We start from the raw sequence: 15636 nt of genomic DNA, 5'->3' as shown, positions 1-15636 counted from the left end.
CCCACTATGGCTCCCAATGGTGCCGTTCGCGGCGTGGATGGTTGGCTCGTTCGGGCAACGCTCGCTCTACAATAAAACATAACTATGTCGACTTTGACCGCGGGAGGACCCGATGGACAACCTTGCCAAACCCACAAACCGCGTGCTGTTTTTAGTTAGCGTTGCCGTGACCGGTGCGTTCGCAGGTGCCGCGGTCTGGCTGTTCTTTTTTGCGATGGAGCACGGTATCGACTATCTGTGGACCGAGATCCCCCACATGCTGGGCGCGGCGTCGCCCGAACTCGCCAGCGGCCCGTTCGGTTTTCTGCCGTATCCGTTTTTCGTCTGCCTGCTGGGCGGCCTGCTGATCGGCCTGTACGAAAAGCTTACGGGCACCAAGACCGACGACCTCAACCAGGTGATGGCTAAGGTTAAGCAAGACGGGCGCTACCCGTACGACAACCTGGGCAAGCTTTCGCTCGCGGCATTGCTGCCGCTGCTGTTTGGCGGAAGTATTGGACCGGAGGCCGGCCTGACCGGCGTTATCGCGGGTCTGTGCAGCTGGGTCGGCGACCGCATGCGCCGCTTTGGCGCCGAGTTCAGGGAGCTCACGCTGTTGGGCACCCAGGCCGCGCTGACGGCGCTCTTTACCGCGCCCGTCTTTGGCTTTGTGGCGCCGCTCGCCGGTAGCGCCGACGGCCAGGGCGAAGACGCCGGCGATGGGTCCGCGTCCGGCGAGATCACCATCAAACTGCCCAAGGCACAGAAGACTGTGGTCTACGGTATTGCGATTGCCGGCGGCCTGGGCACCTATCTGCTGCTCGGCCAGGTTATGGGCGGCGGCATGGGCATGCCCAGGTTCGAGGCCGCCGAGGTGGGCAACCTGGAGCTTGCCTGGCTCATCCCGCTGGCGTTGGTTGGCACCGTTTGCGGCTGGCTGTACTTTGTCTCGGAGCACGCGAGCGAGGCGCTGTCCCATGCAATAGGGGAGCGTCCTGTCGTCAAGGCCATGCTGGCCGGTCTGGCGCTCGCCATCTGCGGCACGGTCTTGCCCTACACCATGTTTGCCGGCGAGACCCAGGCCGATGTACTTATGGAGACCTACCTCACCATTCCCGCCGGCGTGCTTATCGCGACCGGTCTTGTTAAGGCCATGCTGACGCCCGCCCTCATCAACCTTGGTTGGCGCGGCGGCCACTTCTTCCCCGTTATCTTCTCGGGCGTAAGCCTGGGCTATGGCCTTGCCATCCTCACCGGCGCAGATCCGGTCTTTTGCGTCGCCGTCTGCACGGCATCGACGATGGGCGCCGTCATGCGCCAGCCTGTCATGGTTGTGGGCCTGCTGCTTATGTGTTTCCCACTCAAGGGTATCGTCTGCATGATCATCGCCGCAGCCATTGCCGCTGGCATTCCACTGCCCAAGCCGCTGCGCAAGTAGCGCGGCAGCGCGCGGTCAGTACAAACATCTCAAGTCCGGTGCGGGCGCTGTGTCACGGATTTGCGGGTGGACTGGATTTCGTTCGGTATCGGCGCTACTTCCAAATTGCAAGCGCGGCGGTGCCCAGTACGATGAGGACGAGACCGATGGCGCTGCGGCGGGAGAGTTTTTCGTTGAATGCCAGGCGCGCAAATAGCACCGATACGACAATCGATAGTTTGTCGATCTGCACCACGACACTCACCTGGCCTGCAGCGATGGCATAGTAATAGAGCAGCCACGATGCTCCAGTCGCGATGCCCGATGTTGCGAGAAATGTGAGTTCGCGCCGGTCAACGTGCGCGACCTGCTCCAGTTTTCCCTTGGCTGCCACGATTGCCCATGCCATAACCAGTACCACGCAGGTGCGGATTGCCGTGGCCAGGTTTGACTCGACGCCTTCGATGCCGATCTTGGCGAGGACGGAGGTGAGTGCCGCGAACACGGCGGCGCCGAGGGCGTAAGCGAGCCAGGTTCGGTCTTGCTGCTGCTCGGGTTCGGCGGACTGCTTCTTCTCGATCATTAAAAACGTGCCGAGGGTGATGACAGCGGTTCCCACGAGCTTAACCGCAAGGTTGCTCGTCTCGTCAAAAAGCGCGATGGCGACCAGCGCGGCGAGCACGGTGCTCATCTTGTCGACCGGTACGACCTTATTGACATTTCCGATGCTCAACGCCTTAAAGTAACAGATCCACGAAGCACCGGTAGCGAGTCCCGAGAGGACGAGAAAGAGCCAGGATCTGGGTTCGATGCTGCCAATGGTTCCAATGGATCCAGAAATGCCCGCCATTGCCCAGGCGAAAACGAGCACTACGCAGGTGCGAATGGCCGTCGCGACATCGGAGTCGGTCTGCTTGATGCCGCATTTGGCCAAGATGGATGTGATGCCGGCAAAGAATGCTGACGCAAATGCTGCGACAACCCACGACACGGGTGCGGTGCCTCCTTGGATAATGGGTTTATCCTGCGAGTTTTATGGACATGAGGATACCGCCCCACCATGAAGGTTTGATATGGCCGCGGCGAGACGGGGCCATGTTCCGGGGAACTATTTGGTTGAGGCTCGAATTGTCGATATGCTGTCGGCTTCTCTTTGGTTGCCAAGATTTAAACGGCATGCCGTGAAGGGCGGTAGCGACGTTGTCGCTGCTTCGTCTTATCTAGTAAATGAGGTGGCGTGCAGCCCAAGCCCTTTGGCTGTCGATTACAGGTCGCGTGCCCGATAGACCTTGGTGCTGACGGCGCAGCTGATTGCACATAGCGCGAGGGCAAGTGCGGCGATGCCTGCACACAGACAGCTCAGAACGGCAGGATCGGGATTCGCTCCGGCAATCGACATGAGCCAGTTGCTGATGGGGTTGGAGGAGCTCAGCGTGGCCATGGTGCCGCAACCAAGCAGGGCAAACAGGCCAACGGATAGGCGCAGCGCCTCCATGTGACCAAATCGAAAGAACAGCGGCTGCGCCAAAAACACCATCATGAGGGAGATGAGCATTGATGCTGCTGAGGCTATTGCAATCTCAAAGACGATCTGTCCCGTCAACGGGATACCCGCGCTGTTGAAGAGCGGGAAGGAGACGATGCTCAGAAGCGCGGCGGCGCACGCCATGACGGCGGAGAAGACAATAACGCTCAGGTAGCGTGCGCGGATGATGTCTTTGCGCGAGAAGGGCAGCGTTGCCCGGTAGCGCTCCCAACCGTTTTGATTGTCGAAGCCGGCCAGCGAGCTCATGACCATGATGGGTGACATGGCACTGACCGCGCAGGCGCCAGCGCTCATGCCGGAATCGCCGTCCGATGCGTTGGCAAGGGTCAGCACGACGAATATGAACAAGCCGACACCCGCAATGCTTGGGGCAAGCGAGCGAACGATGGCGAGCTCGGACATAAGGGCGCGTTTCATTTCGAAGCCCCTTTCAGCGTGAGGCGAAGATAGTCATCAATGGTTGCCCGATCGCAGGGAATCTCGGGAAAGGCCTCGAGCGCTTCGTGACGGTTGGGCACGAGCACGTCCACGCTATAGGCGTGGTGGGCGGCACGGGCGCCTTCGACGCAAGCCATAAGCTCGGCGGCCTGTGCTTGGGTGCAGTGGGCGATGCCGGCGCGGTCGGTAATGTCCTCGCGCGGCAGGTCAAAAATAATCGAGCCATTTTCGATGCAGATGACGCGATCAGCGGTGCGATCGAGGTCGGACGTAATGTGGCTCGAGAGTAACACGCTGTGCTGGCCGTCGGCGACAAAGGCAAGCAGCTCATCAAGCAGTTCCTCGCGTGCCATGGGATCGAGGCCCGCGGTGGCTTCGTCCAAAACGAGCAGCTTGGCATTGTGGCTGAGTGCACAGGCAAGCTGCAGTTTCATGCCCATGCCGCGGGAGAGGTCCTTGACCTTTGTCTTGGGATCGAGGCCAAATCGGTTGATGAATCCGGCGAACGTTTCGCGGTCCCATGTGGGGTACGCCGGGCCTACGAGCGACTCGATCTGGCCCACCCTGAGCGTGGAGGGGAAGGGGCACGTGTCCAGGACAAGACCGACGCGGGAGCGTAGATGGCGTTGCGATTCATCGGGCGCGTCGGCGCCACAGCGCTGCCCAAACAGGTGCACCTCGCCGGCATCGAGCTTTATAAGCCCGAGCGCGGCGCGAATGGTCGTTGTCTTGCCGGCGCCGTTTGCGCCTACAAAGCCAACGATCTGGCCGGGCTCCACAGCGAGCGTGACGTCGCGTAGTGAAAAGCGGTCGCTCACACGGCGTGAGATGCCTTTGAGTTCTAAAAGGTTTTGCATGGTATAGCCTTTCTTGCAGATGGCTACTGCATGGTTTCGGGGGCTACCAGGTCGAGCATCTCGTGCAGTTTGTCGCGCGTGACGCCCAGGGTTTCGGCTTGGCTCGCCGCTTTCGCAAGTAGCTCTTCGATATGGCAGAGCTGGTTTTCGCGCAAGAGTTCCTGGTTGCCCTCGGCGACAAAGCAGCCCTTGCCCTGCACGGTGCAGATAAACCCGAGTTGCTCTAGGTCGGCGTAGGCGCGCTTGGTGGTGATTACGCTCACGCCCAGGTCGCTCGCGAGTGCACGGATGCTGGGGAGTTTGGCTCCCGCAGCGAGCGTGCCCGATAAGATCTGAGCTTTGACCTGCGAGGTTATCTGCTCGTAGATGGGCTTATCGCTCGAATTGGATAGGATGATGCCCACAGCGGCTCCTTAGCTGTTGGGCTACACGTGTATATAACCGGTAAGCACAGTATATATACACTATGCACAGTTATGCAAGAGCTAAATGTGGAATAGACCATCGGCGCCGCGCTTGCTCCAAAACAATCTCAATCTGTAACATCTGGGTCCGTTTTTGGTCGCCAGCTGTTACAGATTGAGATGTTATTTTCCCGCCTGCCTATTTGTCTCAATCTGTAACAGTAAGAGTCGATTTGCGCGGCTAGATGTTACAGAACGAGACATTGGCTGCCTGCCTTTCCGTTTATCTCGATTTGTAACAGCTAGACCCAATTTGGGCGGCCAGGTGTTACAGATTGAGATTGTGCCGGCGGACAAGTTCGTTTGTCTCAATCTGTAACAGATAGGGGGGGCAAATAAGCTCTGCTGTTACAGATTGAGACAGTCTGCTGCAGAATACTTTCGATAACTAGCCGTTCACGTTCTGACTGATGAATTTGTCCTGATAGGCGCCCTAGAGCGGGATTTCGCGGCTACAATAGTGCGGTTACAACGACGTAATGCACTCAATGCAAGAAAGGATCCGCATGGCAAGCCTGTCGGATGAAATCTCGTCGCGCCGCACATTCGCGATCATCAGCCACCCGGACGCCGGTAAGACCACGCTTACCGAGAAGCTGCTGCTCTATACCGGCAGCATCCAGACCGCCGGCTCGGTCAAGGGCAAGAGCTCGGCCAAGCATGCCGTTTCGGACTGGATGGACATCGAGAAGGAGCGCGGCATTTCCGTTACCTCCTCGGTGCTGCAGTTCACCTACAACGGCGCCTGCGTCAACATCCTCGATACCCCCGGCCACCAGGACTTCTCGGAGGATACCTACCGTACCCTTATGGCCGCCGACGCCGCGGTCATGGTCATCGACGGCGCCAAGGGCGTCGAGGCCCAGACCAAAAAGCTCTTTAAGGTCTGCACGCTGCGCCACATTCCCATCTTTACCTTTGTGAACAAGCTCGACCACGAGGCTCGCGATCCGTTTGAGCTCATGGAAGAGATCGAGAACGTCCTGGGCATTAATACGTATCCCATGAACTGGCCGATCGGCAGCGGCCGCAACTTCCGCGGCGTGTTCGATCGCCAGACTCGTCACGTCATTGCCTTTGAGGGCGACGGCCACGCTAACGCCACCAAGAAGGTCGCCGAGGTCGAGGCCGAGCTGGGCGATCCTTCCATGGACGAGCTCATTGGCGAGGAAAACCATAAGAACCTGATGGACGATATCGAGCTGCTCGATGGCGCCGGCGACGAGCTCGACTTGGATGCCGTGGCCTGCGGCAAGCTGAGCCCGGCGTTCTTTGGCTCGGCGCTCACCAACTTTGGCGTGGAGCCCTTCCTCAAGGAGTTTCTGCGTCTGGCCCCGACGCCGCGCGCCTATACCGATACGCTCACCAGCGAGCCGGTCGATCCCTGCCGCGACGACTTTAGCGGCTTTGTGTTTAAGATCCAGGCCAACATGGACAAGAACCACCGTGACCGCATCGCCTTTGTGCGCATTTGCTCGGGCAAGTTCGAGCGCGGCATGGATGCCTTCCACGTGCAGGGCAACCGCAAGCTTAAGCTTGCCACGGGCACGTCGATGATGGCCGATGACCGTGCCATCGTGGACGAGGCGTACGCGGGCGATATCGTGGGCCTGTTCGATCCGGGTATCTTTAGCATCGGCGACACCGTGTGCTCCGGCAAGCGCCACGTGCAGTATCCGCAGATCCCGACGTTTGCCCCCGAGATGTTCGCTCGCATTACGCAGGTCGACACGCTCAAGCGCAAGCAGTTCGTCAAGGGCATGGAGGAGCTTGCCCAGGAGGGCGCCATCCAGATCTTCCGCGAGCTGGGTGCCGGCATGGAGAGCGTCATCGTGGGCGTGGTCGGCGTGCTGCAGTTTGAGGTACTCGAGCGCCGTCTCAAGGCCGAGTACCGTGTTGAGGTTCGTCGCCAGCCGCTGCCCTATACGGACATCCGCTGGATCCAGAACGACCCCGACACCATCGATATCCCGGGCCTTTCGCTCACGCGCGACACGCTGCGCGTCGAGGACATGCGCGGCGGCAAGCTGCTGCTGTTCACGAGCCCGTGGAACGTGGATTGGGCAACCGACCACAACCCCGACCTTATCCTGTCGGAGTTTGGCAACGTAGCCTTTTAACGCATCGGCGCGGTGGTCCTGCGGGGCTGCCGCGCCGTTTGCTTGCCTGATGCCGTGTGAGCGGCTATCATACCCACCGTCGTCTCAAGACCGGGGCGTCCGAGCAGTTCGGGTCCGATATCCTGCTCGTTAAACCTAAAACCAAAGGAGTACATAATGATCAAGAAGGTCATGGAGGACTACAAGGTCCTGTTGCGGAGCATTCCCGCGGCAACGGTTTCGCTGTTTTTCGTGAGCGTCATCATGATGAACCTGCTGGCCAACAAAGAGCTCATCAGCCTGCCGTATCTGGCGCTCGACTGTGGCTTTGTGGTGAGCTGGGTTTCGTTTTTGTGCCAGGACATGATCTGCAAGCGCTTTGGCGCCAAGGCATCCATCAAAATCTCTATCCTCGCGCTGCTGGTCAATCTGGCCGTGAGTCTGTGCTTTTGGGCATGCTCGCTCACGCCCGGCATGTGGGGCGCCTACTACGACACGGGCATGATCGAGGTCAACACTGCCCTTAACGCCACCATCGGCGGCACCTGGTACGTGGTGCTGGGCTCTTCGCTGGCAATGCTCGTTTCTGCCGTGGTTAACTCCACGCTCAACCAGTCGCTCGGTCGTATGCTCAAAAAGAATAACTTTGCGAGCTTTGCCTTCCGCTCCTATGTGTCTACGGGTGTTGGCCAGTTTATCGACAACCTGGTCTTTGCCATTGTGGTAAGCCACACGTTCTTTGGCTGGACCTGGGTGCAGGTCCTTATGTGCTCGCTGACCGGCGCTGTTGCCGAGCTGCTGTGTGAGGTCTTCCTAAGCCCCGTGGGCTACAAGGTCGTGCGCGGCTGGGAGCGCGAGAATGTGGGTTCCGAGTACCTCGAGCGCCACGCAACCGCCTAAGGAGCAAGTATGCGGGTTTTGATCACGGGCGCTTCGGGCGGTATCGGAGCCACATGCGTGCAGCGCTTTTTGGATGAGGGCCACGAGGTCGTGGGCTTTGATCTGCTGCCGGCGGCGATCGAACACGAGCGCTACCGCCATCTGATTGTTGATGTCTGCAAGCCGGGCTCGTTTCCGGGCGACCTTGAACCCCAAGTGATCGTGAACGTCGCCGGTACGCAGGATTCGGCCGACGATATCGCCGCCAACCTGTGTGGCACCATCAACGTGACCGAGCGCTACGCTTTTGTGGGGGAGGGGCTTGTCGCCAAGCCGGCGCCGGCTATCAAATCCGTGGTCAATGTGGGCTCGGCGAGCGGCCATACGGGTTCGGAGTTTCCCGTCTATGCCGCCAGCAAGGGCGGCGTTATCGCCTACACCAAGAACCTTGCAAACCGCCTGGCACCGCAGGCCATCGCCAACAGTGTGGACCCGGGCGGCGTTATCACGCCGCTCAACCGTTGCGTGATGGAAGACGAACACCTGTGGAACCAGATTATGGAGCTCACGCCGCTTAAGCGCTGGGCCACCGCCCAAGAGATCGCCGAGTGGATCTACTTTGTGGGCGTGACCAATCGGTTTATGACCGGACAGAGTCTGTTGATCGATGGCGGCGAGGCCGGCCGCACGCAATTTATTTGGCCCGAATAGGAAACGCGCCCGATGGAAAGCCGTCGGGCGCGTTTTTGATATATCGATTTTTAGCCGAGGCAAGTCCAGTTGACGGGGGTCGAGCTGTGCTGTTCGAGTAGCCGATTGGCTGCCGAGAAGGGACGCGACCCCATAAAGGCGGGGAGTTCTGCCGTGGCACGGTTGGCCGAAAGCGGCGAGGGGTGCGTGGAGGCCAGACAGAACTTGTCGGTTGCCTTGCCCGCGCCGACTGCGACGAGCTTGCCTTCGACCATCTGCTGGGCAAAGCGACCCCATGCCAAAAAGACTACCGGCTGGGGCAGCTGGCAGCAGCGTTCGATAACGTAGTCGGTGAGCGTGCTCCAGCCCAGTTTGGCGTGCGAGTTCGCGGCATGCTCGCGCACGGTGAGCGTGGTGTTGAGGAGCAGGACGCCCTGTTGTGCCCATGGTGTTAGGTCTCCCGTGGCGGGAATGGGGCAACCCAGATCGGCTTTGAGTTCCTTATAGATGTTGCGCAGGCTCGGCGGCAACTTGGTTTGCGTCGTGGGGACCGAAAACGACAGCCCCATTGCCTGGTTGGGTCCGTGATAGGGATCTTGACCCAAGATGACAACCTTGACCTGGTCGGCCGGCGTGTAGGCGAGGGCATTGAGGATGTCGTCTTGTGCCGGGTAGATGGTCTGCTCGGCACGCAAAAGGGCGATACGCTCGAGCAGCTGGTTCGTAGTGTCACGTACCGGCTGCGGCGCATCGCCCAACCAAGTTGCTATGTTGTGGTCGCGGGTTGCGGTGTCCATGGGGCTCCTTTATGGTAGATGCTCTGTTGGCATCTATTGTAAAGGCGCACCGGTTGCCTTTATGACACGGCTGTATGAAGAACGGGGCCTACGAGACGTGCTCGGGCGCTCCTGCCATACGGGTGTGTCCATGTGCGCGAAGGCGCGGAAGCTCGACGGTTGCCACCATGACGCCGGTTAGGATGAGGGCGGCGCCAAAGAAGGCGATGGGGCTCAGAACCTCGCCGACCAGGAAGAACGAGAAGACGGCGGAGCAGACCGGCTCGAGCGAGAAGGCGAAGCCGGTGGTCTCGGCAGGCACGTGGGGCTGCACGAGCGTTTGGGTGATAAAGCCATAGGCAGAGCAGATGAGTGCGAGCGCGACGACAACGACAATCTCGCTAGGCGTGCCGGGAAGCGTGAAACCGCCAAAGGTGAATGCGGCGATACCCGAGAATAAGCCGCCGAAGCCCAGCTGCCAAACGCCCAGAGCAAGCGGATCGACTTCCTCGACAAAGCGCTTGGCCACGATAATGTGGCTGGCATAGATAAAAGCCGAGAGCAGCATGATGATTGCGCCGGGATTCAGGCTGGTAAAGTCGGCGCCCGAGAGCAGCAGCATGCCGCAGGTGACGATGGCGGTGCCGACGAGCACCTTGCGCTCGGGGGCGCGACGCAGCAGGGCTGCGTTGGCAAACGGCACGATTACGACTGTCAGGCTCTGCAAAAAGCCGGCGGTGGAGGCGGAGGTGAGGCTGGAGCCCAGGCACATGCACGTGAGCTCGGATGCCATGATGGCACCGATGATGGCGGCGCGAACCATAAGGTCGCGGTTGATGCGCAACGCGTGCTTGTGGAAGAGCAGCAGACAGGCCGCAAAGGCGATGATGCAGCGCAGCGCAACGATGCTCGTGGCGTTCATGCTGTCCATGCCGATCTTCATGAGGGGATACGAAAAGCCCCATGCGACGGGAACGGAAAATGAGAGCGCGATTGCTTTTTTGCGATCCATGGGACTCCTTTTGTTACAGAACGGTTTCGCACAAAGGATTCTGCTCTCAGATGTGGATGTAGTAAAGCGAATGTATCTTCAGTATGATTAAGAAATGCTAAAGTAGGTGCGAAAAGCGCTGGCAAAACGTTTTACGGCTGCATTGATGTGGAGGCACGATGGCATCGCGGTATCAGATTGTTTGTATGGTGGTCGATTGCGGCAGTCTGAAACGTGCAGCGGACGAGCTGGGCTACACACAAAGCGCGGTGAGCCAGGCCGTCAAGGCGCTCGAGCGCGAGCTGGGTACCACGCTTATCGAGCGCGGCAAGCAGGGTGTGTCGCTTACGCGCGACGGCAAACAGTACCTGCCGTTCCTGCGCCAGATTGTGACCGCCGAGGCCGAGCTTGAGGGCAAGCGCCAGGAGCTGCTGGGGCTCTCTTCGACTGATATTCGTATTGCGACGTTCACCAACGTGAGTCGTACCGTGCTGCCGCGTGTGATCCGCGACTTTGGTGCGCTGCACCCGGGCGTACGCTTTACCCTCAAGCAGGGTGATTACACGCGCAACGCCCAGTGGGTGCACGATGGCGTGGTTGACTTTTGCTTTACGGCACGCGGATTTACCACGGGGCTTCAGAAGCGCGTGGTCTATCACGATGAGTTGGTGGCGCTGTTGCCGGCCGCGCATCCGCTGACGGCAAAGGAAAGGGTGACGCTCGCCGACCTGGCGTCCGAGCCGTTTGTACTGCTGGATGAGGGCGAACAGAGCCTGGTGCTCGATGCATTCGCAATGCATGGGCTGTCACCGCACGTGACGAGTGAGGTGACTGACGACTACACCATCATGGCGATGGTGGAGGAGGGCCTAGGCGTGAGCATGCTCTACCGTCGTACTGTGGAGGGCATGCGAGCCGATATTTGTGTGCGGCCCATCGTGCACGCACCCTCGCGCGACGTAGTGGCAGCCTGGCGCAGCTGGGACACCATGCCTATCGCCACGAGGCGCTTTATCGACTATATGAGCTCGCATATTGTCAATTAATGACTAGCGTGGCGTTGAGTGCGGTGTTTAGCGGGCTGTCGCTTTGGCTTGGGTGGCGCGATAGGTGCGTGCCGGGTGGCAGAGTAGTACCGCCACGACCATAAAGAACGCCGTGGTGCCCAGGCTGATGGGGTAGACCATCATGATGTTCGCAAAGGTGCGGAAGTGCGGGAACACGCAGAACACCCAATAGAAGCGGATGCCGCAGACGCAGATCATGGTGATGAGGGCGGGCGTGAGCGAGATACCAAAGCCGCGTAGGTAGCCGGACATGTTTTCGTAGAACATGCTAAAGGCGTACGCCGGGAAGATCGAACACACGCGGATATAGCCGATCGAGACGATGTTGGGATCGCTGTTAAAGAGCGACAAGATTTCGCGCCCCAGGCCGACAATAACGATAATTGTGGTGAGTGCAACGATACCGCCTTCGACCAGGCAAACCTTGAGCGTCTTGGTGCAGCGGTCGATCTGGCGGGCGCCGTGGTTTTGTCCCACAAAGGTGGTGCAAGCCTGGCTAAAGCTGTTGAGCAAGTTGTAGCACACGTACTCCAAGCTCATGGCGGCGCTCGATGCCGCCATGACCTCGGTGCCCAGGCTGTTGATGGCAGACTGGATGATGATGTTGGCGACGGCAAAGACGGCGCTTTGGATGCCGGCGGGCAGGCCGATCTTGACGATGCGCTTGAGGGCGACGGGGTCTAAGCCTAAGTCGCGCGGGGTGACGCGGACGACGGAGTCGGTCTTGAGCAGGCGGATAAAGAGCGTAGCGGCGCTGACGGTGTAGGCGATGGCGGTGGCGATGGCGACGCCCGCGACACCCCAGTGGAGTACGGGGACAAAGATGAGGTCCAGGCCAATGTTGAGGACGGTGGACACGGCAAGCGCCTGCAGCGGCATGCGGGTGATGCCGACGGAGCGGAAGATCGCAGCCTCAAAGTTGTAGAGCAAGATCGAGGGCATGCTCAGCAAAAAGACGCGCAGGTAGAGCGAAGCGAGCGGCATGGTTTCGGCGGGAACGTTGAGGGCGGCGAGCATGGGCTCGGCAAAGATCTCGCCCAGCGCGATGACGATAAAACCCACGAGCGCCATTAAAATCGAGGTATGGACGGCGCGGTTGACCATATTCTGATCGTTGCGGCCGATAGCGTTGGCGATGACCACGTTGGAGCCAAGCGACATGCCAATAAACAGGTTGAGCATAAGACTGGTAAGCGGAACATTGGAGCCGACCGCCGCCATGGCGAGGGTTCCCTGGTCGCCCGAGAAGTTGCCGATGATGACCGTGGCGATGAGGTTCGACAGCTGCTCCAAGATGCTCGTGGCGGCCACGGGGAAGGCGAACAGGGGAATATTGCGCCACAGCGAGCCGGTGGTCATATCGATGTGCTTAGATGCGGTATCAGCCATACGCTCTCAATCTCTAACATGCTATATCGTGCTTATTTGCGCAGACGATGATACTCCTAATCGACTAGTCATTGGGGACGTTCTAAAACGATTACTCATTCAAGAACGTCCCCAATGACTAGGCGGGGAAGGCGTGCGACAATGGTGGGCGTTGTGTTGTTCGCGCTAAGGAGTTGCCATGTTGTTGTGTCCCGTTTGCCATGAGCCGCTGGTGGATGACGAACGCGGTGCTGCATGCGCGGGTGGGCACCGGTTTGACCGTGCGCGCGAGGGCTATCACTATCTCCTGCGCTCGTCCAAGAGCGGCGACTCCATGGGCGATCCCAAGTCGCAGGCACGCAGCCGTCGCGACTTTCTGAACCGCGGTTACTATGCGCCGTTGCGCGATGCGATGGTCGAGCTGGTGCGCGAGCGGGTGTCTGGACGTGCCGCGTCTACGAACTGCCCCATGACGTTGCTCGATATTTGCTGTGGCGAGGGCTATTACACCAGCGCCATGGGTGCGGTGCCGGGCGTGGATGCTTACGGCTTTGACCTGGGCAAAGAGATGGTGCGCCTGGCCGCCAAGCGCGACGATGCGACCTATTTCGTAGCCAACATGAAGGACATCCCTGTGGCCGATGGCGCCTTCGATATGGTGACCGAGCTCTTCGCTCCCTTTAACGAGCGCGAGTTTGCCCGCGTGCTGGCGCCGGAGGGCTCGCTCTACACCGTGGTGCCGGGTGCCCGTCATCTGTTTGGGCTTAAGGAAGTGCTCTACGATACGCCGTACCTTAACGACGAGAAGCTGCCGCAGACTACCGAGCTTGAGTTAATCGGAACGCAGCGGGTGTCTGCGAACATTACGCTCCAGACCCAGGCCGACATCGAGGCGGTGTTCCAGATGACGCCGTACTACTACCGCACGCGCCCTGCCGACAAAGAGCGCTTGGCAAACCTGGATACCCTTCAAACCGACATCGACTTCATCATCGCCGAGTACCGCCACAGCTAACAACCTGCCAAAAAGGGACAGGTTTGTTTTGGTAGGTTTTGTCTGGGCAAACGTAAAGGGCCGACCGCGGAGATGCGCGATCGGCCCTTTTTAGTTGCTTGGCTGCAGAGGTTATGAGAAGCGAGCGCTTACAGGCGGTCCTTGTTCTCGGCCTTAACGGCGTGTGCCTGCTGAACAAAGAACAGGTCGTAGACCACGATGACAAAGGCGACGATATTGACGGAGCTGCCGCCGAGCGCGGGAAGCGTGAGCGCGGCCTGCGCAATCGTGGCGATTGCGGCAACGATGCCGAGCTTAAACGCACCATCCACCTGCGAAGGCTTGTTGGCGCCCTTGATGCCCGCAACGCCCGCGGCGAGATCGATGAGGCCCTTGGCGACCAGCACGACCGCGGCGAGCATGGCGTTCGACCCGTACGTGGAATCGAGGTTGCCGGTCGCGATGCCGACGCCGGCGATGACGAGGCTGGCGATGCCCAAAACAAAGTAGACGAGGGCAAGGATTTTGAGAGTCTTGCGAGCGGAACTCATGGCTGGTCCTTTCGATACGAGTACGTCAATCTGACGTACCCCATGTGCTGCACATATGGTGAAGCACATTGTAGTTCAACGCGGCGATGCATGCGCCTGAAAGCGCTTTGACCCCGCGCAGCCCACCCCAACCTTTCAAAAAGGAAAGCTGGACGTAAGCCAAATCGATGGCAGCCCATGTGCGGCGCTGCGATGATGAGGCCGTAACAAGGAGCTGGTCTCAAGGAGGAGTCATGATGTACGGAGCAGGGCAAGTGCGTGAGCCGCAGTCGTTGGGAAGGCACATGGGTGATTCTGTGATCGCTGCCGTGTGCACGGGATTGATGGCGGTGCTTTGCATTGCGATGCTGTGGGCCATGTCGCATGTGGGACAATAGCGGACGGTTGGGTGCTGGCATAAACGGCACTCGCGTATTCGTTTTGCTTGCTAAGGAGTGCCCATGGGCGTCGTCGATCCCTTTTCTGTTGCTCGGGCCGCGGGGCTTGAGCTGATCGGGAAGTCCGAGGGCCTCACGCTCACCGACGGCACGATGGAGCTGCGTGCCGATTTTGACCGCATGCTTCCGCGGCTCAAGCAGGGCCGTCTGCAGCAAGAGCTGTTGGTAAAGGCTGCGCGCGCAAAAGGCATCGAGTGCCCATGGGCGATTGATGCCACGGCAGGCTTTGGCGAGGATTCGCTGCTGTTGGCGGCCGCGGGCTTTACCGTCGATCTGTATGAGCAGGATTGCGTGATCGCGGCGCTGCTCAAGGATGCTCTGGATCGCGCGGCAGATGATCCGGCGCTTGCGGCTGCCGTGTCGCGCATGCGCTTACATGCGGGCGAGGACAGCATTGCCGGCCTTCGCCATACGGCTGAGCTGATCGGGCGGGGCGAGCTTGCCGCCCCCGACGTGGTATATCTGGATCCCATGTTTCCCGAACGCACCAAGAGCGCGGCGGTGAAAAAGAAGTTCCAACTCTTGCACCATCTGGAGCAGCCGTGCGCCGATGAGGAGACGCTGGTCGAAGCTGCGCTTGCGGCGCGCCCGCGCAAGGTCGTTATCAAGCGGCCGGTGAAGGGGCCGCTGCTTGCCGGCGTTAAGCCGAGCTATCAACTTGCGGGCAAGGCCGTTCGCTACGATGTGTTGGTGCCGCCGCGCCCGTAGCTTGCGTGCGATGGCTGGCGCTCCGTCAATGCCGTGCCGATGCGGCGCCTATTTCCAAGGGTGCGACGTCAAGTGCCAGCCGCCGCAGTATTCGCATTTGTAGCAGGCCAGCCCGCGGCGTCCGCGGTTTTCGCAGTCGGCCATAACTGCCTCGGCCTCGGCGCGCGTGTCGTAACGGTTTTTGCGCTCGCACGATTTGTAGCGCCAGGCTTCATCGCGCTCGGCGTCCAGGGCGTCGCGGCGCTCGTCCTCGCGTGCAAACAGGTCGCTCATATCGCCGCCGGTAGCAGCGCTCAAAAACTCGCTTTTGGCCTTTGACCAGGCGGCTCGCTTTTTGCTTCCCATCTGCTTCGCGCCCTTCTCCAAACGTTGGTA

General features: G+C 59.9%; 16 protein-coding genes and 2 pseudogenes. 8 read left to right on the top strand and 10 right to left on the bottom strand.

Annotation, left to right across the window (positions count from 1 at the left end):
• The first annotated feature begins 112 nt into the window (after positions 1-112).
• Entirely contained in the window at positions 113-1417 is a 1305-nt protein-coding gene (locus tag DW823_RS07105) for a chloride channel protein (RefSeq protein ID WP_117769864.1), read from the top strand.
• A gap of 94 nt (positions 1418-1511) precedes the next feature.
• Here the strand turns inward: DW823_RS07105 and DW823_RS10065 are convergent.
• The 5 genes and pseudogenes from DW823_RS10065 to DW823_RS07085 all read right to left on the bottom strand — a co-directional run.
• A pseudogene (locus DW823_RS10065) lies at positions 1512-1916 on the bottom strand (EamA family transporter); the annotation flags it as partial.
• A 57-nt stretch (positions 1917-1973) separates the two neighbouring features.
• A pseudogene (locus DW823_RS10060) lies at positions 1974-2387 on the bottom strand (EamA family transporter); the annotation flags it as partial.
• Positions 2388-2660: 273 nt separating this feature from the next.
• Complete coding sequence (locus DW823_RS07095) at positions 2661-3359, bottom strand: ABC-2 transporter permease (RefSeq protein ID WP_118081389.1); 699 nt, start codon at positions 3357-3359, stop codon at positions 2661-2663.
• The gene (locus DW823_RS07090) at positions 3356-4237 is read right to left on the bottom strand and encodes an ABC transporter ATP-binding protein (protein WP_118081387.1); all 882 of its coding nucleotides are present in this window, start codon (positions 4235-4237) and stop codon (positions 3356-3358) included. Before DW823_RS07090 ends, DW823_RS07095 begins: the two co-directional genes overlap by 4 nt.
• Positions 4238-4260: 23 nt before the next feature.
• Entirely contained in the window at positions 4261-4641 is a 381-nt protein-coding gene (locus DW823_RS07085; protein ID WP_118081385.1) for a GntR family transcriptional regulator, read from the bottom strand.
• Positions 4642-5207: 566 nt separating this feature from the next.
• Here DW823_RS07085 and DW823_RS07080 point away from each other — a divergent pair.
• The 3 genes from DW823_RS07080 to DW823_RS07070 all read left to right on the top strand — a co-directional run bounded on the left by DW823_RS07080 (position 5208) and on the right by DW823_RS07070 (position 8390).
• Positions 5208-6821 (top strand): peptide chain release factor 3, encoded by a 1614-nt coding sequence (locus DW823_RS07080; RefSeq protein ID WP_118081383.1) that lies wholly within the window; start codon positions 5208-5210, stop codon positions 6819-6821.
• 156 nt (positions 6822-6977) lie between these two features.
• On the top strand, positions 6978-7700 hold the full coding sequence (locus DW823_RS07075) for a VUT family protein (RefSeq protein ID WP_022093974.1): 723 nt from the start codon (positions 6978-6980) through the stop codon (positions 7698-7700).
• A 9-nt stretch (positions 7701-7709) separates the two neighbouring features.
• A complete protein-coding gene (locus tag DW823_RS07070) occupies positions 7710-8390 on the top strand; it encodes an SDR family NAD(P)-dependent oxidoreductase (RefSeq protein ID WP_118081381.1) in 681 nt (226 codons plus the stop codon).
• 50 nt (positions 8391-8440) lie between these two features.
• On the opposite strand, the gene DW823_RS07065 is transcribed toward DW823_RS07070, so the two are convergent.
• Positions 8441-9166: a uracil-DNA glycosylase gene (locus DW823_RS07065; protein ID WP_118081379.1), complete on the bottom strand. Its 726-nt coding sequence runs from the start codon at positions 9164-9166 to the stop codon at positions 8441-8443.
• Positions 9167-9254: 88 nt separating this feature from the next.
• Positions 9255-10157 (bottom strand): DMT family transporter, encoded by a 903-nt coding sequence (locus tag DW823_RS07060; protein WP_118081377.1) that lies wholly within the window; start codon positions 10155-10157, stop codon positions 9255-9257.
• A 158-nt stretch (positions 10158-10315) separates the two neighbouring features.
• Between DW823_RS07060 and DW823_RS07055 the strand changes: the two genes are divergently transcribed.
• Positions 10316-11182, top strand: a complete 867-nt coding sequence (locus DW823_RS07055) for a LysR family transcriptional regulator (RefSeq protein ID WP_118081375.1) — start codon at positions 10316-10318, stop codon at positions 11180-11182.
• A 27-nt stretch (positions 11183-11209) separates the two neighbouring features.
• Here the strand turns inward: DW823_RS07055 and DW823_RS07050 are convergent, their stop codons facing one another.
• Positions 11210-12592, bottom strand: coding sequence for an MATE family efflux transporter (locus DW823_RS07050; protein ID WP_118081373.1), 1383 nt, complete (start codon positions 12590-12592; stop codon positions 11210-11212).
• Between the two features lie 178 nt (positions 12593-12770).
• Between DW823_RS07050 and DW823_RS07045 the strand changes: the two genes are divergently transcribed.
• Positions 12771-13586, top strand: coding sequence for a putative RNA methyltransferase (locus DW823_RS07045; RefSeq protein WP_118081371.1), 816 nt, complete (start codon positions 12771-12773; stop codon positions 13584-13586).
• 128 nt (positions 13587-13714) lie between these two features.
• Here DW823_RS07045 and DW823_RS07040 read toward each other — a convergent pair whose 3' ends face one another.
• The gene (locus tag DW823_RS07040; protein ID WP_118081369.1) at positions 13715-14116 is read right to left on the bottom strand and encodes a hypothetical protein; all 402 of its coding nucleotides are present in this window, start codon (positions 14114-14116) and stop codon (positions 13715-13717) included.
• 233 nt (positions 14117-14349) lie between these two features.
• Between DW823_RS07040 and DW823_RS09810 the strand changes: the two genes are divergently transcribed.
• The gene (locus tag DW823_RS09810) at positions 14350-14493 is read left to right on the top strand and encodes a hypothetical protein (RefSeq protein WP_158567291.1); all 144 of its coding nucleotides are present in this window, start codon (positions 14350-14352) and stop codon (positions 14491-14493) included.
• 63 nt (positions 14494-14556) lie between these two features.
• A complete protein-coding gene (locus tag DW823_RS07035; protein WP_118081367.1) occupies positions 14557-15261 on the top strand; it encodes a class I SAM-dependent methyltransferase in 705 nt (234 codons plus the stop codon).
• Between the two features lie 48 nt (positions 15262-15309).
• On the opposite strand, the gene DW823_RS07030 is transcribed toward DW823_RS07035, so the two are convergent.
• Positions 15310-15606 carry a hypothetical protein gene (locus tag DW823_RS07030; RefSeq protein WP_118081365.1) on the bottom strand — a complete coding sequence of 99 codons (297 nt, stop codon included), beginning with the start codon at positions 15604-15606 and terminating at the stop codon, positions 15310-15312.
• Positions 15607-15636: the final 30 nt, after the last annotated feature.

This window comes from Collinsella sp. AM34-10, assembly GCF_003469185.1.
In the GTDB taxonomy this organism is placed as follows: domain Bacteria; phylum Actinomycetota; class Coriobacteriia; order Coriobacteriales; family Coriobacteriaceae; genus Collinsella.
Note: the sequence above shows the minus strand (reverse complement) of the source record. Positions and strands in the feature narration are given on the sequence as shown.